The organism is Microbacterium phycohabitans (genome assembly GCF_032464935.1).
GTDB lineage: Bacteria > Actinomycetota > Actinomycetes > Actinomycetales > Microbacteriaceae > Microbacterium > Microbacterium phycohabitans.
In genome coordinates this window covers 75142-98142 of record NZ_JAWDIT010000007.1, presented here as the reverse complement: position 1 = coordinate 98142, position 23001 = coordinate 75142, and the positions used below count along the sequence as shown (strand labels likewise).

The following is a 23001-nucleotide window of genomic DNA, read 5'->3' as shown; positions in this document are numbered from 1 at the left end:
GCGCCGCGCCCGCCCCGCCCCGCCCCGCGCCCGCCCGGCCCCGCCCCGCGCGGTCGCGGGTCCGGCCCCTTCTCCGCCGATAAACGCCGTCCATGGCGAGAAACGGCGCGACGCCGCGTGTCTCGGCACAGGCGGCGTTTATCGAGGGATCCACGCGCGACCGCGCGCACCACTCCCCGCACAGCGCCCCGCACAACGCAACGCCCCGCACAGCGAACACCCCGCCCCTCGCGAGAGGGACGGGGCGTTCGACGTCGCGCCGGGTCAGACCCCGGGGTAGTTGCGCTCCGCGGCCCCCGTGTACAACTGCTGCGGGCGGCCGATCTTGGTCTGCGGGTCGGTGATGGCCTCGCGCCACTGCGCCAGCCAGCCGGGAAGGCGACCGATCGCGAAGAGCACCGTGAACATGCGCGTCGGGAAGCCCATCGCCTTGTAGATGACGCCGGTGTAGAAGTCGACGTTGGGGTACAGGCGACGCTCCTTGAAGTAGTCGTCCTGCAGCGCGATCTGCTCGAGCTCCTTCGCGAGGTCGAGCAGCGGGTCGCTGACGCCGAGCGCCTCGAGCACCTCGTCGGCCGCTTCCTTGACGAGCTTGGCGCGCGGGTCGTAGTTCTTGTAGACCCGGTGGCCGAAGCCCATGAGCTTGACGCCCTCTTCCTTGTTCTTGACCCGCTCGACGAAGCGCTCGACGCTCTCGCCGGAGTCGCGGATGCGGCCGAGCATCTGCAGCACGGCCTCGTTCGCCCCGCCGTGCAGCGGGCCCGAGAGGGCCTGGATGCCGGCCGAGATCGACGCGAACTGGTTGGCCCCGGTCGAGCCCACCAGGCGCACCGTCGAGGTCGACGCGTTCTGCTCGTGGTCGGCGTGCAGCATCAGCAGCAGGTCGAGAGCCTTGGTCATGACGGGGTTGACCTGGTAGATCTCGCTCAGCACGCCGAAGTTCAGCTTGAGGAAGTTGTCGACGAAGCTCAGCGAGTTGTCGGGGTAGAGGAAGGCCTGTCCGATGCTCTTCTTGTGCGCGTACGCCGCGATCACGGGCAGCTTCGCCAGCATCCGCACGGTGTTGAGCTCGACGTGCTCGGGGTTGTGCGGGTCGGACTCGGACTCGTAGTACGTCGAGAGCGCGGCCGTCGCGGCCGACAGCACCGACATGGGGTGCGCAGTCGGCGGCAGTGACGAGAAGAAGCGCTTGAGGTCTTCGTGCAGCAGCGTGTGGCGACGGATGCGCTCGTCGAACGACGCCAGCTCGGATGCCGAGGGCAGCTCGCCGTAGATGAGCAGCCAGGCGACCTCGAGGTACGTGCTGTTCTTCGCCAGCTGCTCGATCGGGTAGCCGCGGTAGCGCAGGATGCCCTGGTCGCCGTCGATGAAGGTGATGTCCGACTTCGTCGACGCGGTGTTGACGAAGCCGTAGTCGAGGGTGGTGTGCCCCGTCTGCTTGGTCAGCGACGCGATGTCGATGCTCGGGACGCCGTCGGTGCCTCGCAGGACCGGGAATTCGGCGGTGGTGCCCCCTACCGTGAGAGTGGCCTTGTCCTGCTGCGTTCCCGCGTCGCTCACCGCGCCTCCTTGCGATTTCTGGTCGCCCATTCGGTCGATCACGGGAGCGGCGGCACCCGCGGTCTTCTCGACCGGTGGATGCCACGGGTATGGCATCCGGGTCGGCACGCACGCGGAAGGTGACCCGAGCACAGTGCTTTTACAGCCTAGTAGGCACGCCGACGTACAGACGACATCACCAAAGGATGCTCCCATCGAATGGAGGGATCCTCCTGATCAGCGGGCCGGATGCCGTTCGCCCGCGCTCGACGCCCCGGGCGGGTCGCTGCGAGGGCGAGGAGCGAGGCGACGTCGCCACCGGCCCCGCGAGTGGGTCGTCCCCCTCAGCGGGCCGCGCGGCCCGACGCCCGTCAGTCCGCGAGGCGCTCCGCCGCCGCCGCGATCCGCTCGTCGGTGGCCGTCAGCGAGAACCGCACGTGCTGCGGGAAGTGCGTGCCGTAGAAATGCCCCGGACCCACCAGGATGCCGAGTTCGGCCAGGCGCCCCACGCTCTCCCACGCGTCGCGGCCCTCGGTCGCCCAGAGGTACAAGCCGCCCTCGCTGTGGTCGATCGTGAAGCCCGCCGCCTCGACCGCGGGCTTGAGCACGGCGCGACGACGGGCGTACCGCTCGCGCTGCTCCTCGACGTGGGCGTCGTCGCCGAGCGCGACGGTCATCGCGCGCTGCACGGGTGCGGGGGGCATGAGGCCGAGATGCTTGCGGCCGGTCAGCAGACGCGCGACGAGAGCCGGGTCGCCGGCGAGGAACGCCGCGCGGTATCCGGCGAGGTTCGACTGCTTGGAGAGCGAGTACACCGAGAGGACGTTGGCGAGGTCGTCGGCCACGACATCGGGGTCGAGCACGCTGGGCACGCGCCGGGCGTCCCACGGCGACTCCCAGCCCAGCTCGGCGTAGCACTCGTCGGAGGCGAGGACGGCTCCGAGCTCGCGCGCACGGCGCACGGCATCCCGGAGCTCGGCGGTGGAGAGCACACGACCGTCGGGGTTTCCCGGGGAGTTGATCCAGACGAGCCGGGTGTTCGCCGGCCACTCCGCCGGATCATCGGAGGCGACGGACTCCGCGCCGACGAGTCGAGCGCCGACCTCGTACGTGGGGTACGCCGCACGCGGGTGGACGACGACGTCACCCGGACCCAGATCGAGCAGCAGCGGCAGAAGAGCCACCAGCTCCTTCGATCCGACCGTCGGCAGCACGTGAGCGGCGGTGAGTCCAGGCACCCCCCGGCGACGGTGGTACCACTCGGTGATCGCCTCGCGCAGGGCGGGAGTCCCCGCGGTCTGCGGGTAGGCGTGGGCATCGGTCGCGTCGGCGAGGGCCGCGGCGACGACGGCGGGCGTCGGGTCGACGGGCGAGCCGATCGATAGGTCGACGATCCCGTCGGGATGACGTCGCGCGCGCTCCGCGTAGGGGGCGACGGCGTCCCAGGGGTAGTCGGCGAGGTCGGCGACTCCCACGGCTCAGTGGCTCTGCGGAGGAAGCGCCGACACGACGGGGTGATCCTTGGCGATCACGCCGACCTTGGCGGCACCGCCGGGCGAGCCGATGTCGTCGAAGAACTCGACGTTGGCCTTGTAGTAGTCGGACCACTCTTCGGGCAGGTCGTCTTCGTAGTAGATCGCCTCGACGGGGCAGACCGGCTCGCACGCACCGCAGTCGACGCACTCGTCGGGGTGGATGTAGAGCGATCGTTCACCCTCGTAGATGCAGTCGACCGGACACTCGTCGATGCAGGCGCGGTCTTTGACATCGACACACGGGAGGGCGATCACGTAAGTCACCCGCTCAGTCTAATCGCGTCGGGGCGACCGGCCCCGCCGACGGGCCGCGGGCCTAAGATTCGGCCGGTCGCGCGGGCGCCGGCAGTCTCGAGAAGTCGGGCCACAGGGCGACGAGCACCATGAGGGCGGGCCCCACCACGGTCCACACCAGCGGCACCCACTCGGTCCCCGCCGTCGGGGCGGCGACGATGGCCGACCCGCCGGGGCCGACCTGAGAGAACACGTAGGTCGCGAGCGTGATGCCGAGGCCGCCCGCCAGGGCGTTCACGCGGTCGCCCGTGAGGGTGCGCAGCGCGATGAGGAGAGCTGCGCTGCCAACCGTCGCGAGCAGCAGACCCGCGGGAAAGGGGCCGACGAGGGACGCCTGCGTCACCGTGCCGGCCGTGCCGTAGAACGCGCCGACGAGCAGGGCGACGATCCAGCCGACCACGCGCAGAATCCTGGACTTCATCCGCCTGATCCTAGGCGCAGACCCTATGCGCCGGCTCAGGTCGCGAGCCCCCACAGACGCAGCAGAGCGGCCGTGACCGCCGCCCCCGCGACGACGACGAGGAACGGCGCCCGCGCCCACAGCAGCAGCGCGGCGACGGCCACGGCCGGCAGGCGCGCGTCGACGACGATCGCCGACCCGGCCCCCAGCGTCTGCACCATCACCAGCGCCGCCAGCAGCGCCACCGTGAGCAGGTCGGCGATCCGCGCGGGGCGCGGGGCGTCGAGCCAGTGCGCGGGCAGGAGGTACCCGGTGGCCTTGAGGGCGAGGCAGACGAGGGATGCCGCGAGCACGGCGGTCCACAGGGTCACGGCATCCCCTTCTCTTCCGCCGTCGTCGCCCCGGACGCGGGCGACGCGGGCCGGGGGTCGGCCAGCCCCACCGCCACGGCCACGCCGGCCGCGGCGATCACCGGGATGCCGGGCATGAGCCACGGGGTGAGCAGGGCGGCGACGACCGCGGCGCCCGCCGCGACCGCGAGGGGCTGACGCCCCCGCAGGCGGGGCCACAGCAGCGCGAGGAAGGCCGCCGCGGCGGCGGCGTCGAGGCCATAGGCGCGGGGGTCGCCGAGCACGTCGCCCAGCAGGGCACCGAGAAGGGTCGACAGGTTCCAGCCAATCCAGATCGCGACGCCGGTCACCCAGAAGCCGGCCCGACGCGCACGCGCAGTCTCGTGGGCGAGGGCGACGGCGACCGATTCGTCGATCGTGAAGGGCGTCGCGATCGCCTTGCGCGCGAGTCCTCCCCCCACGACCGGCGCCATGCGCATCGCGTAGGCGGCGTTGCGCACCCCGAGAAGCGCTGCCGACGCGATCGCGGCCGGGGCAGCGGCCAGGCCCCCGGCCGCGATCACGCCGACGAAGGCGAACTGCGAGCCCCCGGTGAACATCAGCAGGCTGAGCACGCAGGTCTGCCACACGTCGAGACCGGATGCCACCGACAGGGCGCCGAACGACACGCCGTAGGCGCTGGTGGCGAGCGCGACGGCAAGACCCTGTCGGGTCGCCACCCCCTCGGGTGTTCGGTAGAACGAACGCATGGACATCATCGTGAACGCATCGCGCTCGTTCGTCAAGTCGAACGATCGGCGAGCATAATGAACGGATGACGGATCTCGGCGATCGCATCGCGACCACGCTCCGCCGCGAACGCGAGCGACGCGACCTCAGCGTCTCGGAGCTCGCCCGCCGCGCCGGTGTGGCCAAGGCCACGGTCTCGCAGCTGGAGAACGGCGGCGGCAATCCCAGCGTCGAGACGCTCTGGGCCCTCGCCTCGGCCCTGGAGGTGCCGTTCGCGGTCTTCGTCGACGAGGGCGCCCACTCCCCCACCCTGATCCGCGCGGGCGAGGCGGGCACGGCGGTGGCGTCGTCGGCATCCGCCTATGTCGCCGTCCTGCTCTCGGCGAGCCCGCCCCATGCCCGCCGCGACATCTACCTGCTCAGCGCCGAACCGGGCTCCCCGCGCCTCTCCGACCCGCACCCGCGCGGCACCGTCGAGCATCTCGTGATGGTCTCGGGTCGCGGCCGGGTCGGTCCCGCCGACGACCCGTTCGAGCTGTCCCCCGGCGACTATCTGTCCTATCCCGGAGACGCCCCGCACGTGTTCGAGGCGCTGACGCCGGGCATGAGCGCGGTGTGCGTGGTCGAGTCCCGCTGACGCGACGACCGCGTCGACAGGCGCCGGACGTGGGGATATCGTGCGGATATGTCCCGCGTCTTCGACATGCCCTTTTCGTCGGTGTATACGCTGTACGTCGCGAAGGTCGAACGCAAGGGGCGCACCACCGACGAGCTCGACACGGTGATCCGCTGGCTGACCGGCTACGACGAGGCGGATCTCGCCCGCCACGCGCAGGGGTCGACCACGTTCCGCGAGTTCTTCGACGAGGCACGGCTCACCCCGCAGGCCGCCGAGATCACCGGAGTGGTCTGCGGCGTACGGGTCGAGCAGATCGAAGATCCGTTGATGTACCGCATCCGGTTGCTCGACAAGGTCGTCGACGAACTGGCGAAAGGGAAGACGGTCGCGAAGGTGATGCGAGCGCGGGCGTCCGGCGACAGCTGAGGCCCCGCCGGTCTGAGCACAACCGCGGAGAGAGTCCACCACACACCGCCCACCCCCGCCACACGGCGGCGTGTCGCCGAAATCCCCTGCCGCTGTGCACGCCCCGGCATCCGGATGGCACCCACCCCGCCGGCCCGCAACGCGAACGGCCCCGCCGAGCGCGAGGCTGGGCGGGGCCGTTCTCAGGCGGGACGCTCAGGCGTTGGCGTCCTGGCGCTTCAGGCGCGAGGCCGCGCGGCCGCGCTCGGTCGCGTCGAGCACGACCTTGCGGATGCGCACCTTCTCGGGCGTGACCTCGACGCATTCGTCGTCGCGGGCGAACTCGAGCGACTCCTCCAGCGTGAGCACGCGCGGGGGCGTCATCGACTCGAAGGAGTCGGAGGTCGACGAACGCATGTTCGTGAGCTTCTTCTCCTTGGTGATGTTGACGTCCATGTCGTCGGCGCGCGAGTTCTCGCCGATGACCATGCCCTCGTAGACCTCTTCGGTGGGCTGCACGAAGAAGCTCATGCGCTCCTGCAGGGCGATCATGGCGAAGGGGGTCACGACGCCCATGCGGTCGGCGACGATCGAGCCGTTCTGACGGGTGGTGATCGAGCCCGCCCAGTCGTCGTAGCCGTGCGAGATGGCGTTGGCGATGCCGGTGCCGCGCGTGATCGTGAGGAACTCGCTGCGGAAACCGATGAGGCCGCGAGAGGGCACGACGAACTCCATGCGCACCCAGCCGGTGCCGTGGTTGGTCATGTTGTCCATGCGCCCCTTGCGGGCGGCCATGAGCTGCGTGATCGCGCCGAGGTGCTCCTCGGGGGCGTCGATCGTGAGGTGCTCGAAGGGCTCCTTGAGCTTGCCGTCCTCGCCGCGCTTGGTGACCACCTGGGGCTTGCCGACGGTGAGCTCGAAGCCCTCGCGACGCATGTTCTCGACGAGGATCGCCAGGGCGAGCTCTCCGCGGCCCTGGACCTCCCACGCGTCGGGGCGTCCGATGTCGACGACCTTGAGCGAGACGTTACCGATGAGCTCACGGTCGAGGCGGTCCTTCACCATGCGGGCGGTGAGCTTGTGGCCCTTCACCTTGCCCATGAGGGGCGAGGTGTTCGTACCGATGGTCATCGAGATGGCCGGGTCGTCGACGGTGATCGCCTTGAGCGGGCGCACGTCCTCGGGGTCGGCGATGGTCTCGCCGATCGTGATGTCGGGGAAACCGGCGATGGCGACGATGTCGCCGGGGCCGGCGTCTTCTGCCGGGTAGCGCTCGAGCGCGCGGGTCTTCAGCAGCTCGGTGACGCGGGCGTTGCTGGTGGTGCCGTCGGCACGCACCCAGGCCACGGTCTGGCCCTTCTTGAGCGTGCCGTTGAACACGCGCAGCAGGGCGAGGCGACCGAGGAACGGGCTCGAGTCGAGGTTCGTGACCCAGGCCTGCAGCGGGGCCTCGTCGTCGTACGACGGCGCGGGCACGTGCTGGAGGATCGCCTCGAAGAGCGGCTCGAGGTCGTCGTTGTCGGGCAGGGCGCCGTTGTCGGGGCGGGTGAGCGACGCGGCTCCCGCGCGGCCCGAGGCGTAGACCACGGGAACGTCGAGCAGGGCGTCGACGTCGAGGTCGGGCACGTCGTCGACGAGGTCGGAGGCGAGGCCCAGCAGAAGGTCGTGCGCCTCTTCCTCGACCTCGGCGATGCGCGCGTCGGGACGGTCGGTCTTGTTGACCAGCAGGATGACGGGGAGCTTTGCCTCGAGGGCCTTGCGCAGCACGAAGCGGGTCTGGGGCAGCGGACCCTCGGACGCGTCGACGAGCAGCACGACGCCGTCGACCATCGACAGGCCGCGCTCGACCTCGCCGCCGAAGTCGGCGTGGCCGGGGGTGTCGATGACGTTGATCGTCACCGGCACGTCGGTGTGGGCACCGTTGTACGTGATCGCCGTGTTCTTGGCGAGGATCGTGATGCCCTTCTCGCGCTCGAGGTCGTTCGAGTCCATCGCGCGCTCTTCGACGTGCGCGTGCTCGCCGAAGGAGCCGGTCTGGCGGAGCATGGCGTCGACGAGGGTCGTCTTGCCGTGGTCGACGTGCGCGACGATCGCGACGTTGCGGAGGTCAGGACGAAGGGCGTGCGCCATGGAGGGTCTCCAGGAAATTTAGGGGTGACGCCCGGAATCGGGCCCACCCAGTCTACCGGGCGTCCGCGACACTCCCGGCAGGCGACGTTCAGGAACCGTCGGAGCACGGCGAAGGGGCGGGATCCCGCAGGACCCCGCCCCTCCACGACCGGTGTCGGACTCAGCTGTTCTGGAAGCCGACGATCGTCCAGTCGATGGTCTCGAACTGGGTCGCGCCCCAGTTCACGAGGCCCTGCTTCACGGCCCAGACATTGGGCAGCGGCGCGATCGGGATGATCGGCACCGACTCCCAGAGGACCTTGTCGATCTCCTGGGCGGTCTCGAGGCGCGCGGCCGGGTCGAGCTCGTTGTTCGCCTGCTCCCACAGCGGGCCGAGGCGGTCATCGGCGATGCCGGTGAAGTTCTGCTCCGAGTCCACGGGGGTGAACAGCGAACGGGTCGACGAGATCGGGTAGGCCGTGCCGACCCACGAGAACGTCACCATCTCGAAGTCGCCCGGGATGATGTAGTCGCTGAAGTAGCCGCCCACGGGCACCGAGTTCAGCTCGACGGGGATGCCGAACTCGCTGAGGTCGGCCTGGATCTGCTCGGCGCGCTGGATGTTCGTCGCGGTGTCGGCGGGGACCGTGACCGAGAAGGTCAGGGGCGTGCCGTCCTTGACCCAGGAGTCGCCGTCCTTGGTGTAGCCGGCGTCTTCGAGGTACTTCGCACCGGCGTCGGTGTCGTAGGGCAGCGCCTCGTCGGTGTAGCCGTCCTGGCCGGGCATGAAGATGTAGCTGCCCTGCGTGATCGCGGGCACGCCGACGGGAGAGTTCGCCGTGTTGGCGATCTGCTCGCGGTTGACGATGGATGCCACGGCCTTGCGGACGTTGACGTCCGCGAGCGGTCCGTCGGAGGCGCGCATGGTGATGTGCGTCCAGGTCAGGCCGTTCGAGGCCTGGATCTGCGCACCCTGCACGTTCTGGGCGGTCTGGTAGAGGTCGGCGTTGGCCGAGATCTCGACGGCGTCGATCTCACCGTTGCTGAACGACGAACCCTGCTGGTCCTGGCTCACCGCACGGTAGACGATGGTCTCGAGCTTGGGCGTCTCGCCCCACCAGTTGGGGTTGCGCTCGAGCGTGGCGATACCGGCGGTCGCGTCGATCGAGCTCACCTTGAACGGTCCCGACGACGGCACGGCCTGCGTGGTGTAACCGGTGTTGAAGGTGGTCGGGTCGGCCGTGACGCTGGCCTTGAGCACCGGGCTCAGCAGCGACTGCCAGTCGGCGAAGACCGAGGAGAAGGTGATCTTGAGGTCGAACTCGTCCTCGCCCTGCTCGACCGAGGAGACCTGGTCCCAGCCGGTTGTCGAGGTGACGATGTACTCGGGGTTGGAGCCGTTGTTGGCCTTCCACATCCCCTGGTAGTCGGCGACGGTGATGGGCGTGCCGTCCTCCCAGACGGCATCCGGGTTCAGTTTGACCTCGACGACCTGGGGGTCCTCGCTGACGAGCTCGGCCGAGGAGGCGTAGTTCTCGTCGACGACGGGCTCACCCGACTCGTTGATCTTGATCGGGCCGCCGCTCATCGTCGAGTAGATGTCGTTGGTGTCGCGCTCGTTGCCGTCGATCTGGTAGATGTTCCAGTTCACGGGGAGCGACGACACCGCGAGGGTCAGCGAGCCGCCATCCTGCACGCTCGAGGCGTCGGCGCGCACCCACGCGGTCGAGGGCAGCGCGTTCTGGTCGTCGGGGTTCGCCGACGGAGCCGCGGTGTTGCCGGGCGCGCACCCGGCGATCGCCAGGGCGGCGGCGCTCAGCAGCGCGAGAGCGCCGAGCCCCTTCGCTTTGCGGATCTGCATGTGATCAATCCTCTCGTTGGTGATCAGGGAGGGCCTTCGACGACGTGGTGCCGTCGACCGAAGACGTTCGGGGGGAACCGGTCGCCGCCGTCTCGAGGACGAGGTCGGACCGTTCGGCGTAGTGGCACGCCACCTCGGAGTGCGCCGAGGGGCGCAGACCGGGGTCGTCGGAATCGCACCGGCGCCGGTCGGCGTCGGGCAGCAGGCGGTACAGCGGGCACCGCGTGCGGAAGCGGCATCCCGAGATCTCCAGCGTGGGGCTCGGCAGATCGCCGTCGAGCAGGATGCGGGTGCGCGAGCGCTCGATGCGCGGGTCCGGGATGGGCGCCGCCGAGATCAAGGCCTTCGTATAAGGATGCCGAGGATCGTCGAACACCTCGTCGACCGGGCCCTGCTCCACGATGCGTCCGAGGTACATGACCGAGACGTCGTCGGCGATCTGGCGCACCACCGCGAGGTCGTGCGCGACGAAGAGGAACGACAGGCCGAGGCGTTCCTTCAGATCCTCGAGCAGGTTGATCACACCAGCCTGGATCGAGACGTCGAGCGCCGAGACCGGCTCGTCGAGCACGACGACGGCGGGATCGGTCGCCAATGCGCGGGCGATGCCGATGCGCTGGCGCTGACCGCCCGAGAACTCGTGCGGGTAGCGGTCCGACATGTTCGGATCGAGGCCCACGAGCTCGAGCAGCTCGGTCATCTTGCGGTCGCGCTCGGCGCGCGGCACGCCCTGCACCAGCAGCGGCTCGGTGATGACCTCGCCGACCGGCAGACGCGGGTCGATCGCACCCATCGGGTCCTGGAACACGATCTGGATGCCCTTGCGCAGGGTTGCCTTGTCCTTGCGGCTCACCGTGGCGACGTCCGTGCCGTTGATGTGGATGCTGCCGCTCTGGGGGGCGACCATCTCCATGATCTCGAGGATCGTCGTGGTCTTGCCGCAGCCGGACTCCCCCACCAGGCCCATGGTGCGACCGGGCTGGATCGAGAACGAGATGCCGTCGACGGCGCGCACGGTGCCGATCCGGCGCGGGAAGACCGCTCCCTTCATCAGCGGGAAATGCTTCGTGAGGTCCTTCACCTCGACCGCCGGGGTCACGTCGGGGCGCAGCGGCGGGATCTCCCCCAGTGCTTCCGGGCGCGGGAAGATGTCGGGCCGCGACAGCGCACCGGAGGCGATCTCGTCGGCGCGGATGCACGCGGCGACGTGGTCGGCGGTCGCACCGTGGGTCACGAGCTCGGGTTCGACCTCGCGGCACGCGTCGATCGCGATGGGGCAGCGGGCGGCGAACGGGCAGCCGGTCGGGAGGTTCGCGAGGGACGGCGGGCGCCCCTCGAGAGGAACGAGTCGCTGCGAGCCGGCGGTCTGCATGTTCGGCACCGAGCGCAGCAGTCCCACGGTGTAGGGCATGTGGGGGTCGTGGAAGATCTCGTCGACGGATCCCCGCTCGACGAGCGCGCCGGCGTACATCACGGCCACGCGGTCGGCGTGACCGGCGACGACGCCGAGGTCGTGCGTGATGAGCACGACGGCGGCCCCCGTGACCTCGCGCGCCTTCTGCAGCACCTCGAGGATCTGGGCCTGGATCGTGACGTCGAGAGCCGTGGTCGGCTCGTCGGCGATGATCACGCGCGGATCGTTCGCGATCGCCATGGCGATCATCGCGCGCTGGCGCATTCCGCCCGAGAACTCGTGCGGGTACGCGCGGGCCCGGCGCTCGGCATCCGGGATACCGACGAGCTTGAGCAGTTCGACGCTGCGTGCGTGGGCGGCCTGGGCCGACAGGGCGCGATCGTGCAGACGCAGCCCCTCGGAGATCTGGTCGCCCACCGTGTAGACCGGGGTGAGCGCCGACAGCGGGTCCTGGAAGACCATCGCGAGCTCGGCGCCACGGATCTTCGACAGCTGCGCGTCGTTCATCGACAGCAGCGAGCGGCCGTCGTAGAGAATGTCGCCCTCCACCTTCGCGTTCGAGGGCAGCAGGCCCATCACCGCGAGCGAGGAGACGCTCTTGCCGGAACCGGACTCGCCGACGATGCCGAGGAACTCGCCCTCGTGCACGTCGTACGAGATGCCGCGCACCGCGCGCACGGCGTTGCCCTCGCGCTGGGGGAAGGTCACGCTGAGGTCGCGCACCGACAGCAGCGGCGACCGGCCGGTCGACGACAGCAGGGTGGCGGAACGGGTGTCAGTCACGGTTCGCTCCCGAGGTGGGGTCGATGGCGTCGCGCAGCGCGTCGCCGATGAGGCTGATGGCCAGGAGCAGCACGATCAGCACGCCGGCGGGGTACACGAAGAGCCACGGACGGGTGACGGCGGCCGAGGTCCCGGCCGACAGCAGCGTGCCGAGCGAGACGTCGGGCGCCTGCACGCCGAAGCCGAAGTAGCTGAGCGAGGTCTCGGCCATGATGGCCGCGACGACACCGAGGGTCGCGTCGATGATGAGCAGCGACGCGATGTTGGGGATGATGTGGCGCCCGAGGATCTGGCGGGTCGGCATGCCCATGTACCGCGCGGCGCGCACGAAGTCGCGATTGCGCAGGGACCGGGTCTGGTTGCGCACCACCTGGGCGAGGATCATCCAGCTGAACACCGCCAGGAAGAAGGTCAGTGCCAGCCACGACAGGCCGCGCGTCAGCGGGCTCAGCAGCACGAGGATGAAGAACGACGGGATCACCAGCAGCAGGTGGATCAGCCACCCGATCACCGCATCGATCTTGCCGCCGAGGTACCCCGCGATCGAGCCGACCGCCGCGGCGATGAGGGTCGCGCCGATGCCGGCGAGGGCGCCGATGATGAGCGACTTCTGCAGCCCCACGAGGGTCTGGGCGTAGATGTCCTGACCGATGCCGTTGGTTCCGAACCAGTGCAGCTGCGTCGGGCCGAGACCGACGTTGAGGAAGTCGCGCTCGCTCGCGTCGTAGGGGTAGAGGAGCGGTCCGATGAAGGCCCAGAGCACGATGAACACGAGGATGCTCGCGCCCACCCAGAAACGGGGCATCTTGCGCAGCCGGGCGCGCACGAGGGCGCCGCGCGAGAGCGGCTTCCGCTCGCGGGTGACCGGGCTGGTGGCGACGAGCGTGCCGTCGACGGCCTCTTCCTGCATCGTCATCTCAGCTCCTCACTCTCGGGTCGAGGGCTGCGTAGAGCACTTCGGACAGGGTGGACGACAGCAGCACCAGGACCGCGACGAACAGGGTCGATCCGGCCACCGCATTGATGTCCTGCTGGGTGACGGCGTTGAGCTGGAACTGGCCCATCCCCCGCCACGAGAAGACGATCTCGAGCATCGTCGAGCCGGCGATCAGGGTGCCGAAGCTGTAGGCGAAGAACGTCGACATCGGGATGAGCGCGATGCGCACGCCGTGACGGAAGAGCGCCTGCGTCCGCGGGAGTCCCTTGGCGCGGGCCGTGCGGATGTAGTCGGCGCCCAGCACGTCCAGCATCATGCTGCGCTGGTAGCGCGAGTACGACGCGGCGCTGATGAGCACGAGCGCGATCGTGGGCAGCAGGAGATGCACGGCGCGATCGGCGACGACCGGCCAGAAGCCCTCGATGCCGGCGGTGTATTCACCGGTGAAGCGGATGACCTGCGTGCCGAGGGCGTTGTTGAATCCGGTGGCCGCGATCATCAGCAGGACGCCGATGACGAACGTCGGCGTCGCGAACACCAGGTACGAGGCGTACGTGGTCACCTGGTCGCTCGCGCGGTACTGGCGAACGGCCCCCCACACGCCGATGAGGACGCCCACGACGGCTCCGATGAGCGAGCCGATGAGCAGCAGCCGCAGGCTCGTGCCGGCGCGGGCCGAGATCTCGGCCACGACGTCCTGACCGCCGATGGTCGAGCCGAGCGAGAACTTCGTGAACAGGTTCACGAGCCAGTTCCACAGGCGCACGAGGATCGGCACGTCGGGGTTGGCGCCGAGGGCGTTCAGGCTCGCGATGATCGAGTCCTCCGGCGGACGCGGGTTCATGCCGTAGAAGCGGTCCTGGGGTCGCAGGAGCGCACTGCCCAGCACGTAGGCCAAGCAGGTCGCCAGCAGGCTCAGGACGGCGTAGTTCAGGAACCGTCGCAGAACGTACAGCGTCATGACGAGCGCGAACCCGTCCGGAACGTGTCGGTAATCTGCATGATGGTGGTCCTCTCGCCGTCGAGATCCCCGCCTATTCGTTCGTCTGGCTAAGGATCTTCAGAGACCCTACGTCGGCTTCTTCGCGGAACGTGTGCCGGGGGAACACACTTTTCACGACCGTAACAAAGCCCTTACATGGCGGTTTGTCACGAGCGGTGCAGTCGAGCGCAGCACTGCGCTCAGCGGACACCGCCGGAAATGAACAAAGCGATAATAACCCAGGCGATGAGAACTGCCAGGGAAATCGCCGAGGGAATGTCCCAGAAACGACGGACCACTCCGTCGGACGCTGCGCCCGGGCGCGCCGACTCCCACGCGTCCTGGATCACCTGCAGATCACGGATGGCCGGGGGCTCGCGGCGACCGCGATCCTCGTCGCGGCGCAGCGGAGGCCGCCCCGGGCGACCCGCCACCGGGCCGCCGAACGCCTTCACGACTCGCGGCTCGTCGGTGGTCACCTCGAGCTGCCAGCGCATGTCGATGTCGCTCACCCGCGCCCAGGCGATCTCGGTGATACGCAGCGGATTGTGGATCCGGATGCCGCGGGCGTCGATGCGCACGTGCGGGGCGAACAGCAGGGCGTAGACGCCCCAGAACGCCAACAGCACCCACGGTGCGAGCAGCAGCATCTCGCCGACGCCGGCGCGCAGCGCGGCATCCCCGAGGAGGACGACCGCGAGCACGGCCCCGAGCACCAGCCCGAAGACGGACGACGGGGCGCGGAACACCCGTGGGTGCTCCGCGCCCCGGAAGCGCTCGTCGCGCGTCACGCGCCGCCCAGCTGGAGGGAGGCGCCGGGGATGGCGTCGAGCAGACGCTGCGTGTACTCCTGCGACGGCTGCGCGAAGATCTCGTCGACGGTCCCCTGTTCGACGAGCTTGCCGCGCTCCATGACGCACACCAGGTCGGCGGCGACACGGACGACGGCGAGGTCGTGCGTGATGAACAGGTACGTCAGGCCGAGCTCGGACTGCAGTTCCGCGAGCAGCTGCAGGATCTGCGCCTGCACCAGCACGTCGAGGGCCGAGACGGCCTCGTCGAGCACGAGGATGTCGGGCTTGAGCGCGAGCGCGCGCGCGATCGCGACACGCTGGCGCTGACCACCGGACAGCTCGTTCGGGTAGCGCGAGGCCAGCTCCTGCGGCAAGGCGACCTGCTCGAGCAGCTCTTCCACACGGGCGCGCCGTGAGGCGTTGTCGCCCACCTTGTGGATGTTCAGCGGCTCGGCGATGAGGTTGCCGATGCTGCGCAGCGGGTCGAGCGAGCCGTACGGGTCCTGGAAGACGGGCTGCATGCGGCGACGCAGGGCGAAGGTGTCCTTCGCGCTGAGCTTGCCGGTGTTGACGCCGTCGACCTCGATGGAACCCGAGGTGGGCTCCTCGAGCTTGAGCACCATCTTGGCGATGGTGGACTTGCCCGAGCCCGACTCCCCCACGAGCGCCAGCGTCTTGCCGCGCGGGATCTCGAACGAGACCCCGTCGACCGCGCGGAACTGCTCGCTGCGGAACCCGCCCTGACGGATTTTGTACTCCTTGACCAGATCGGTCACCTTCACGGTGGCCGGGGCGTCGAGGTCGGCTTCGTGCAGGATGCCGCGGTCCTCGACCTTCGCCTGGATGCGCTGCGACGCGATGCTCGGCGCCGCGGCGACGAGCCGCTGGGTGTACGGGTGCTGCGGGTTCTCGAGGATCTCGCGGCTCGGACCGGACTCGACGATCTCGCCCTGGTTCATCACCACGATGGTGTCGGCGCGCTCGGCGGCCAGCCCCAGGTCGTGCGTGATGAGCAGCACCGAGGTGCCGCGCTCCCGGGTGAGGGATGCCATGTGGTCGAGGATGACGCGCTGCACCGTGACGTCGAGAGCCGAGGTCGGCTCGTCGGCGATGAGGAGCTTCGGGTCGGCGGCGAGGCCGATGCCGATGAGCGCGCGCTGGCGCATACCGCCCGAGAACTGGTGCGGGTACTGGTGCAGTCGGCGCTCGGCGTCGGCGAGGCCGGCCTGCTTGAGCACCTCGATCGCGCGCTTCTCGACCTCCTTGCGGCCGCTGGCGATCCCGTTCGCGCGGATCGCCTCCTTGACCTGGAAGCCGATGCTCCACACCGGGTTGAGGTTGGACATCGGGTCCTGCGGGACGTAGCCGATGTCCTTGCCGCGCACCGACTCGAACTGCGTCGGGGTCAGGTCGGTCAGCTCGCGCCCGTCGAGCGTGATGCTGCCGCCGGTCACGTGGCCGGTCCCGGGCAGCAGCCCGATCACCGCCGAGGCGGTGGTGGACTTGCCCGAGCCGGACTCGCCCACGATGGCCACGGTCTGACCGGGGTACACGTCGAGGCTGACGCCGTGCAGGACCTGGCGGGAGCCGCCCTGGCCCTCGAAGGCGACCTTGAGGTCGCGCACGGACAGCAGAGGCGTCATGGTGGCGTCGCTCATCGGCGGGCCCTCGCTCTCGGGTCGATGGCGTCTCGGATGAGCTCGCCCAGCATGATGAACGCCAGCACCGTCACGGTCAGCGCCAGCGACGGCCAGATCAGCGCGGCCGGCGCGACGCGCAGCGACTGCTGCGCCTGGCTGATGTCGTTACCCCACGACATCGTGTCGCCACCGAGACCGACACCGAGGAACGACAGGGTCGCCTCGGCCACGATCGCCGCCGCGAGGCTGATGGTCGTGACGACCAGCAGAGGGGCGATGGCGTTGGGGATGACGTGGGTCAGCAGCGTCTTGAAGCGCGACTGCCCGAGGGCCTGGGAGGCTGCGACGTAGTCGGCTTGACGCACACGAAGCACCTCGGCACGCACGACGCGCGCCGTGGACGCCCACGCGAACCCGCCGATCGCGAACGCCAGGGTGAGGACGTTGCGGTACTGCGAGAACACGCTCATGACGACGATCGCCGCGAGGATGTAGGGGATCGAGAAGAAGATGTCGCCGACGCGCGAGATCACCGCGTCGAGCCATCCGCCGTAGAAGCCCGACAGCGCGCCCATGATGAGGCCGATGATCGTTCCGATGGCGGTGGCGAGCAGACCCACCGACAGCGAGGTGCGGGCGCCCCAGACGATGCGGGAGAACGTGTCGCACCCCTGGAAGGTGAACCCGAGGATGTGCCCGGCCGTCGGGCCGCCGTTGCTGTTCGAGAGCTGGCAGTCGTTGTTCGGCGGCACCTGCGTGAACAGGGTCGGGAACGCGGCCATGAGGATCACGACGGCCATGACGGCCAGGGCGATCCAGAACGTCGGGCGACGACGCAGGTCGCGCCACGCGTCGAGCCACAGGTTGCTCTTACGCGCGGCGACGCGGACGGCGTCGACCGAGATGGTCTCGGTCTTGATGGGGGCGACGTAGTGCGGCGCCGGGAATCGATTACTTGACATAGCGGATCCTCGGGTCAAGGAGACCGTACAGAAGGTCGACGACGAGGTTGACCAGCACGTAGATGATGACGAAGACGGTCACGAACGAGACGACCGTGGGGCCCTCGCCGCGGATCGTCGCCTGGTAGAGCGTGTTGCCGACGCCGGGGATGTTGAAGATGCCCTCGGTCACGGTGGCACCGACCAGCAGCACACCGAAGTTGGTGGCGGAGTTGGTGATGACCGGGATGAGCGAGTTGCGCAGCACGTGCACGGGGATCACGCGACGACGCGAGAGGCCCTTGCTGTACGCGGTGCGCACCCAGTCCTGGTTGAGCGTGTCGATGACCGACCCGCGCATCAGGCGCATGCTCGTGGCGAAGAGACTGAATCCGAGCACGATGGCCGGCAGGATCAGATCGCCCCAGTCGTTCTGCGCTCCCACGGTCGGTCGGAACCACCCCAGCTGGACGGCGAGGAAGTACTGCGCGAGGAAGCAGGCCACGAAGATGGGCAGGGCGACGAACAGCAGCGCGACGACGAGCGCGACGTTGTCGAACAGCTTGCCCTTGCGGATGGCGGAGATCGTGCCGATGACGATCGCGAGGACGAACTCGATGGCGAGGGCCATCACGGCCAGGCGCGCGGTGACGGGCAGCGTGCGCGCGAGAACCTCGTTGACGGACTGACCCGAGAAGGTCGTGCCCAGGTCGCCCTGGAAGATGCCGCCGAGGTACAGGAGGTACTGGACGATGAAGGGCTGGTCGAGGTGGTACTGCGCCCGCAGGGCTTCGACGACCTGCGGGGCGGGGGTCTTGTCACCGAAGAGACCGAGGATCGGGTCTCCGGGCATGGCGAAGACCATGAAGTAGATCAGCAGCGTGGCCCCGAAGAACACGGGGAGCACCTGCAGCAGACGTCTGAGGATGTAGCCGAGCATCCGCTCTCTTTTCGAACGTGGGAAACGCCTCATCGGACGTTACGTGGGGGGCAGGGCTCAGAAGAGCCCGTGCCGTTCTACCACACGTCGTGATGAGGCCTGGCTGGCAGACCGCGAGGCGGTGACGAATCCGTCACCGCCTCGCGGCCAGAGATCGGAAGGGTTACTTCGTGATCTCGTAGTACAGCGGAACCGAGTTCCACCCGAACTTGACGTTGTTCACGCCGTCGGCGAAACCGCCGGTGACGTTGGAGTACCAGAGCGGGATGGCGGGCAGGTCCTGGAGCAGGATCTCCTGAGCCTTCTGGAAGTCGGCGTTCTGCGCGTCGACCTCGGTCTCGGCGATGCCGGCGGAGAGCAGGCTGTCGAACTCGGGGTTCGAGTAGTCACCGTCGTTCGACGAGGCGTCGGTCGCGTAGAGCGGTCCGAGGAAGTTGTACAGACCGGGGTAGTCGGCCTGCCAACCGGTGCGGAAGGCGGTCTGGATGCTGCGGTCGGTGATGGCCGAACGGGCTTCCTTGAACGTCGGGTAGGGAGCGCCCGACGCGTCGATGCCGAGGGTGTTCTTGATCGAGTTGGTCACCGCGTCGACCCAGGTCTGGTGTCCACCGTCGGCGTTGTACGCGATCTGGAAGGTACCGGTCCACGGCGAGATGGCGTCGGCCTGGGCCCACAGCTCCTTCGCCTTGGCCTCGTCGTACTTCAGCACGTCGGCGCCGGCGAGCGAGTCGGACCAGCCGTCGATGACCGGCGAGGTGAAGTCGCTGGCCGGGGTGCGGGTGCCCTGGAAGATCGTGCTGGTGATCTCTTCGCGGTTGATGGCCATCGACAGCGCCTGACGACGCAGCTTGCCCTCTTCGCCGCTGAAGTGCGCGAGGCGCTCCGGGATGGTGAAGGACTGGAACACCGCAGCCGGCTGGTTGACCGCACGGTCGCCCAGGTCGGACTCGAAGGTGGCCTGCGACGCGGACGGGATGGCGTCGATCACGTCGACGTTGCCGCCGAGGAGGTCGGCGTAGGCGGCATCCTGCGACGCGTAGAAGACGACCGTGAGGCCGCCGTTCGCGACCGTGCGGCCACCCTGGTAGTCGTCGTTCTTGACAAGGTCGATCTGCACGTTGTGCTGCCACGCGCCGTCGCTGGCGAGCTTGTAGGGGCCGTTGCCGACCGGGTTCTCACCGAACGCGGTCATGTCGTCGAACGCGGAGTCCGGCAGCGGGAAGAACGCCGAGTAGCCCAGGCGCAGCGCGAAGTCGGCCGCGGGCTTGGACAGCGCGATCGTGAAGGTGTAGTCGTCGACCTTCTGCAGACCCGTCAGCTCCGAGTCCTCGTCGTAGCTGAAGCCGACGATGTCCTCGAAGAAGTAGCTGTTGAGCTGGTTGTTCGACAGCAGCGCGCCGTAGTTCCACGCCTTGATGAAGTTGTCGGCCTTGACCTCGGTGCCGTCGGTGAACTTCTGACCCTTCTTCAGGGTCACGGTGAGGTTCTGCGCGTCGTTGGTGACGATGGACTCGGCCATGTCGTTCACCGGAGCGCCGTCGGCGTCGTAGTAGACCAGACCGGCGAAGATCGAGTCGAGGATCTTTCCGCCGCCGACCTCGTTGGTGTTGGTCGGGATCAGCGGGTTCTGCGGCTCGGAGCCGTTCGTCCGGATGATGGCCGAGGCGTCGCCGCCCGATGCCGAGCCGCTGCCGCCGTTGTCTCCGCCCGAGCAGCCGGCGAGCATGAGCCCGACAGCTCCCAGCAGGGCGAGACTGGACAGGGCAATCTTGTTGCGCTTCACAGTTCCTCCAGGGAAGGGATGATCGTCGCCCGGGCAGGGTTTTCACGCAGCACAAGATGCGGGGAAATCCGTTCGGGCAGGATGAGAACACATTAGGCACGTTTACCCAGGTGCCCCAAACTTCTTCGATAAACGTTACAGAGGATTTACTCGAGAGGCCCATGATGTGGCAATTTGACAAGTCGTCGCGCTCCAGGGGCCCCGCGGACTGGACATATCCTCCGACTTTGGCGGCCTCAGACCGCTACCGGCGGACGCGTCTGGCCTGGGAGATCGTTCTGGTGCTCTTGGTCAGCGTGGGCCAGTCCGCGATCTATTCGGTGGTGTCGTTCGTGAGGGCGGCGACCCGGGCGCCGATCTCGCAGCAGCAGACGCAGCTGAACCCTTCGCGCAGCGCCGAACCGCTGTGGGACGCGATCTACCAGTTCCTCGACATCTTCTTCTCGCTCGCTCTGGTCGCGCTCGCGCTCTATCTGCTGTGGGAACCGGCGAACAACGCCCTGCGCCGGATCGGCTTGGACTTCCGGCGCTTCGGTTCCGACCTCGCGCGCGGGCTGCTGCTGGTCGCGCTCATCGGCGCTCCCGGCATCGGCGTGTATGCGATCGGCCGTGCGATCGGTCAGAGCATCGCGGTGGTCCCGGCCCCGCTGGACTCCTCGTGGTGGGTCGTCGCCCTGCTCGTGCTGGCGGCCCTGCGGGCCGGCTTGACGGAGGAGGTCATCTTCCTCGGCTATCTCTTCGACCGTCTCCGCCGGCTCGGGTGGTCGTGGACGGGGATCATCGTCTCGACCGCGCTGCTGCGCGGCAGCTACCACCTCTATCAGGGCTGGCCGTCCGCGCTCGGCAACGTGGTGATGGGTCTCGTGTTCGGGTGGTGCTACAAGCGCTGGGGCCGGGTCATGCCCCTCGTCGTGGCGCACACGGTGATCGACATCGTCGCCTTCGTCGGGTATCCGCTGGCTGCAGCCTGGTGGCCGGGGATCTTCGCCCCGCCCGCGTCCACCCCGACGCCCACGGCGACGCCGTCGCCGACGGCCTGAGGCGCCGCGGCGGAAGGTCGGTCGCGCACCGTCGGCGGACGGCATCCGGGCTCCGACGTCAGCGCTGGGGCGGGGACCAGGTCCAGAACGCCGGGGGCACTCCATCGGGCTCGGAGGTGTAGGCCACTCCCCCGACGCCCTCGGCGGTCACGACCGCGCCCGTGCGCTCGAGCAGCGGCACCCCCGCGTAGGCGGCGAACAGCGACCGGTCGATCTCCTTCGCCTCGGCCAGCACGTCGACCGGATCGGTGTGGACGGTCAGCTCGTCGAAGAGCTCGTTCGTGTTCGCCCCCTCGATCCCCTCGGCGATGCGGTCGCGCGCCGAACGGTAGAGGCTCTCGTCCTCGCCCACCCAGGCCAGAGTGGCATCCGCCTCTTCCGGCGTGGTCGCGAGACGGACGGCGATTCCGGCACGGGCTCCCATCGACACCAACCGGGGGAAGACCTGCGCGGAGACGTCGTCGGTGGTGTCGTAGGCCACCCGGAGCACCGCTGCTCGGTCGCCCAGGGCGCTGCGCGCCCCGTCGACGTCGCTTCCGGTGCCGGGGGCGCCGTTGCCGGACACGAGGTCGGCGTACAGCGAACCCGCCGCGGGCGACGACAGGAAGGATTGCAACGGCTGCGCATCCGGGCGCACCGCGCCCAGGACGTCCTGCACGAGGGACGAGCGGTCGATCGCCAGCGTCATGGCCTGTCGGAGATCGGATGCCGTCCCCTCGGCGAAACGCAGGTGCAGCGTCTGGGTGGTCGGGCCGACCTGCACCTGATAACCGGCATCCGTCAGGGTCTTGTTCTCCGCCACGTCGATGTCGCCGACGTTGGCCACGTCGACCTGGCCCGCCTCCACGGCGGACAGCTGGGCTGCGCGGTCGGCGAAGAAGCGCACGGTCAGCTGCTCGAGACCCGGGAAGTGCGCACCCTGGTACGAATCGCGGCGCGCGAGCTCGACCGTGTCGGCGGTGATCTCGGTCACGGTCCAGGGCCCTGCCGACACCACGCTCGCGGGATCGGGGGTGGAGCCGGGGGCGATGTCGAACCCGGTGTTCCAGGTCTGCGCCGCGGCGAGCAGCACGGGATTCGGCGTGCGCGGCTGCTCCGGATCGCCGGCGGGGGTGGTCAGGATCGCGGTGAGCAGATCCTTCACGCTGACGCCCGCGCGCTGCGCGACGACGTGGACGGGCCGGTCGAGCAGCCACTGACGGTTCCAGTCGGCGAACGGCTGCTCGTACGTGAGGGTCAGAGTGTCGTCGGAGCGGTTGATGCTCGGACGGGTGGTGCGCGCGTTCGGGTCCGCCGGCGCGGCCGTGTCGAAGTACCGCGTACCCGAGACGACCTGCCCGTTCGCGTCGTACGCGGCGTCGTCGAAGTAGTGCGAGGTGACGGCCCACCCGAAGAGCAGGTCGTCGAGGGTGACCGGGGTCCCGTCCGACCACACGCGGTCGGAGAAGAGCTCGTAGCTCACCTTGAGCGGGTCGCCCTGCACGCGGGTGATGCGACCGAGGCCGTCGTTGGGCACCACCTGCAGGTCGCCGTCGAGAGAACCGAGCCGTTCGTCCAGGAGAGCGGAGAGCGCGCGGTTGGCCGCCGTGTCGCCGGTCGAACTCGCCGCGTTGAAGCTCGTGAGCGAGCCGACGACACCGAGCGTGAGGCTCGTGGGCGCCTGTTCGACGGGAGCCGGGGCGGGCTCGGGAGCGGAGCAGCCGGCCAGCACGACGCCCGCGGCCGCGAGGAGGGCGAGCAGGCGCCCCGCGCCGCGCCGCGGCGCTGCGGGGCGAGATGCTGCGGGTCGTCGCCGAGTCGGTCGAGGAACGTCGTTCAGCCCGTGGTGCACAGGGGCACTTTACTAAACGCCTCCTGTGGGATCCCCGGGCCGCACGACGCGCTCGCCCCCTCGGCATCCCGCGCC

Annotated in this window: 20 protein-coding genes; 3 read left to right on the top strand and 17 right to left on the bottom strand. The window is 69.1% G+C overall.

Translation table 11 applies throughout. From position 1 onward, the window contains the following. Positions 1-264: 264 nt before the first annotated feature. From RWH44_RS15840 to RWH44_RS15815, 6 genes are all read right to left on the bottom strand, one after another. A complete protein-coding gene (locus RWH44_RS15840; RefSeq protein WP_316005317.1) occupies positions 265-1560 on the bottom strand; it encodes a citrate synthase in 1296 nt (431 codons plus the stop codon). Positions 1561-1910: 350 nt separating this feature from the next. Next, the gene (gene dapC / locus RWH44_RS15835) at positions 1911-3014 is read right to left on the bottom strand and encodes a succinyldiaminopimelate transaminase (RefSeq protein WP_316005316.1); all 1104 of its coding nucleotides are present in this window, start codon (positions 3012-3014) and stop codon (positions 1911-1913) included. A gap of 3 nt (positions 3015-3017) precedes the next feature. After that, positions 3018-3338 (bottom strand): ferredoxin, encoded by a 321-nt coding sequence (fdxA, locus tag RWH44_RS15830; RefSeq protein ID WP_134127594.1) that lies wholly within the window; start codon positions 3336-3338, stop codon positions 3018-3020. A gap of 52 nt (positions 3339-3390) precedes the next feature. Further along, positions 3391-3789, bottom strand: coding sequence for a DUF6113 family protein (locus tag RWH44_RS15825; RefSeq protein WP_316005315.1), 399 nt, complete (start codon positions 3787-3789; stop codon positions 3391-3393). Positions 3790-3824: 35 nt separating this feature from the next. Further along, on the bottom strand, positions 3825-4139 hold the full coding sequence (locus RWH44_RS15820; protein WP_298871922.1) for an AzlD domain-containing protein: 315 nt from the start codon (positions 4137-4139) through the stop codon (positions 3825-3827). Beyond that, entirely contained in the window at positions 4136-4867 is a 732-nt protein-coding gene (locus tag RWH44_RS15815) for an AzlC family ABC transporter permease (protein ID WP_316005314.1), read from the bottom strand. The genes RWH44_RS15820 and RWH44_RS15815 overlap by 4 nt, the downstream gene beginning before the upstream one ends. A 65-nt stretch (positions 4868-4932) precedes the next feature. Here RWH44_RS15815 and RWH44_RS15810 point away from each other — a divergent pair, with 65 nt between their 5' ends. Both RWH44_RS15810 and RWH44_RS15805 read left to right on the top strand, forming a co-directional pair. Continuing rightward, positions 4933-5484: a helix-turn-helix domain-containing protein gene (locus RWH44_RS15810; RefSeq protein WP_316005313.1), complete on the top strand. Its 552-nt coding sequence runs from the start codon at positions 4933-4935 to the stop codon at positions 5482-5484. Positions 5485-5532: 48 nt separating this feature from the next. Then, complete coding sequence (locus RWH44_RS15805) at positions 5533-5892, top strand: DUF2200 domain-containing protein (protein ID WP_316005312.1); 360 nt, start codon at positions 5533-5535, stop codon at positions 5890-5892. Positions 5893-6087: 195 nt separating this feature from the next. Here RWH44_RS15805 and typA read toward each other — a convergent pair whose 3' ends face one another. From typA to RWH44_RS15755, 10 genes are all read right to left on the bottom strand, one after another. Beyond that, complete coding sequence (gene typA / locus RWH44_RS15800) at positions 6088-8001, bottom strand: translational GTPase TypA (protein WP_316005311.1); 1914 nt, start codon at positions 7999-8001, stop codon at positions 6088-6090. A gap of 160 nt (positions 8002-8161) precedes the next feature. Next, a complete protein-coding gene (locus RWH44_RS15795) occupies positions 8162-9841 on the bottom strand; it encodes an ABC transporter family substrate-binding protein (RefSeq protein ID WP_316005310.1) in 1680 nt (559 codons plus the stop codon). 4 nt (positions 9842-9845) lie between these two features. Further along, positions 9846-12038 (bottom strand): ABC transporter ATP-binding protein, encoded by a 2193-nt coding sequence (locus RWH44_RS15790; RefSeq protein ID WP_316005309.1) that lies wholly within the window; start codon positions 12036-12038, stop codon positions 9846-9848. Further along, a complete protein-coding gene (locus RWH44_RS15785; RefSeq protein WP_298871888.1) occupies positions 12031-12954 on the bottom strand; it encodes an ABC transporter permease in 924 nt (307 codons plus the stop codon). The genes RWH44_RS15790 and RWH44_RS15785 overlap by 8 nt, the downstream gene beginning before the upstream one ends. A gap of 1 nt (position 12955) precedes the next feature. Then, positions 12956-13936 (bottom strand): ABC transporter permease, encoded by a 981-nt coding sequence (locus tag RWH44_RS15780; protein WP_298871886.1) that lies wholly within the window; start codon positions 13934-13936, stop codon positions 12956-12958. Between the two features lie 221 nt (positions 13937-14157). Continuing rightward, positions 14158-14706: a PH domain-containing protein gene (locus tag RWH44_RS15775; protein ID WP_316005308.1), complete on the bottom strand. Its 549-nt coding sequence runs from the start codon at positions 14704-14706 to the stop codon at positions 14158-14160. Between the two features lie 38 nt (positions 14707-14744). Next, positions 14745-16409 carry an ABC transporter ATP-binding protein gene (locus tag RWH44_RS15770; protein ID WP_316005307.1) on the bottom strand — a complete coding sequence of 555 codons (1665 nt, stop codon included), beginning with the start codon at positions 16407-16409 and terminating at the stop codon, positions 14745-14747. Then, entirely contained in the window at positions 16406-17353 is a 948-nt protein-coding gene (locus tag RWH44_RS15765) for an ABC transporter permease (RefSeq protein ID WP_316005306.1), read from the bottom strand. The genes RWH44_RS15770 and RWH44_RS15765 overlap by 4 nt, the downstream gene beginning before the upstream one ends. Beyond that, positions 17343-18272 (bottom strand): ABC transporter permease, encoded by a 930-nt coding sequence (locus RWH44_RS15760; RefSeq protein ID WP_298871878.1) that lies wholly within the window; start codon positions 18270-18272, stop codon positions 17343-17345. The genes RWH44_RS15765 and RWH44_RS15760 overlap by 11 nt, the downstream gene beginning before the upstream one ends. A gap of 163 nt (positions 18273-18435) precedes the next feature. Next, entirely contained in the window at positions 18436-20055 is a 1620-nt protein-coding gene (locus RWH44_RS15755; protein WP_298871876.1) for a peptide ABC transporter substrate-binding protein, read from the bottom strand. 164 nt (positions 20056-20219) lie between these two features. Between RWH44_RS15755 and RWH44_RS15750 the strand changes: the two genes are divergently transcribed. Then, positions 20220-21095: a CPBP family intramembrane glutamic endopeptidase gene (locus RWH44_RS15750; protein ID WP_298873126.1), complete on the top strand. Its 876-nt coding sequence runs from the start codon at positions 20220-20222 to the stop codon at positions 21093-21095. Between the two features lie 58 nt (positions 21096-21153). On the opposite strand, the gene RWH44_RS15745 is transcribed toward RWH44_RS15750, so the two are convergent. Continuing rightward, the gene (locus RWH44_RS15745) at positions 21154-22926 is read right to left on the bottom strand and encodes an ABC transporter substrate-binding protein (protein WP_316005304.1); all 1773 of its coding nucleotides are present in this window, start codon (positions 22924-22926) and stop codon (positions 21154-21156) included. Positions 22927-23001 lie beyond the last annotated feature (75 nt).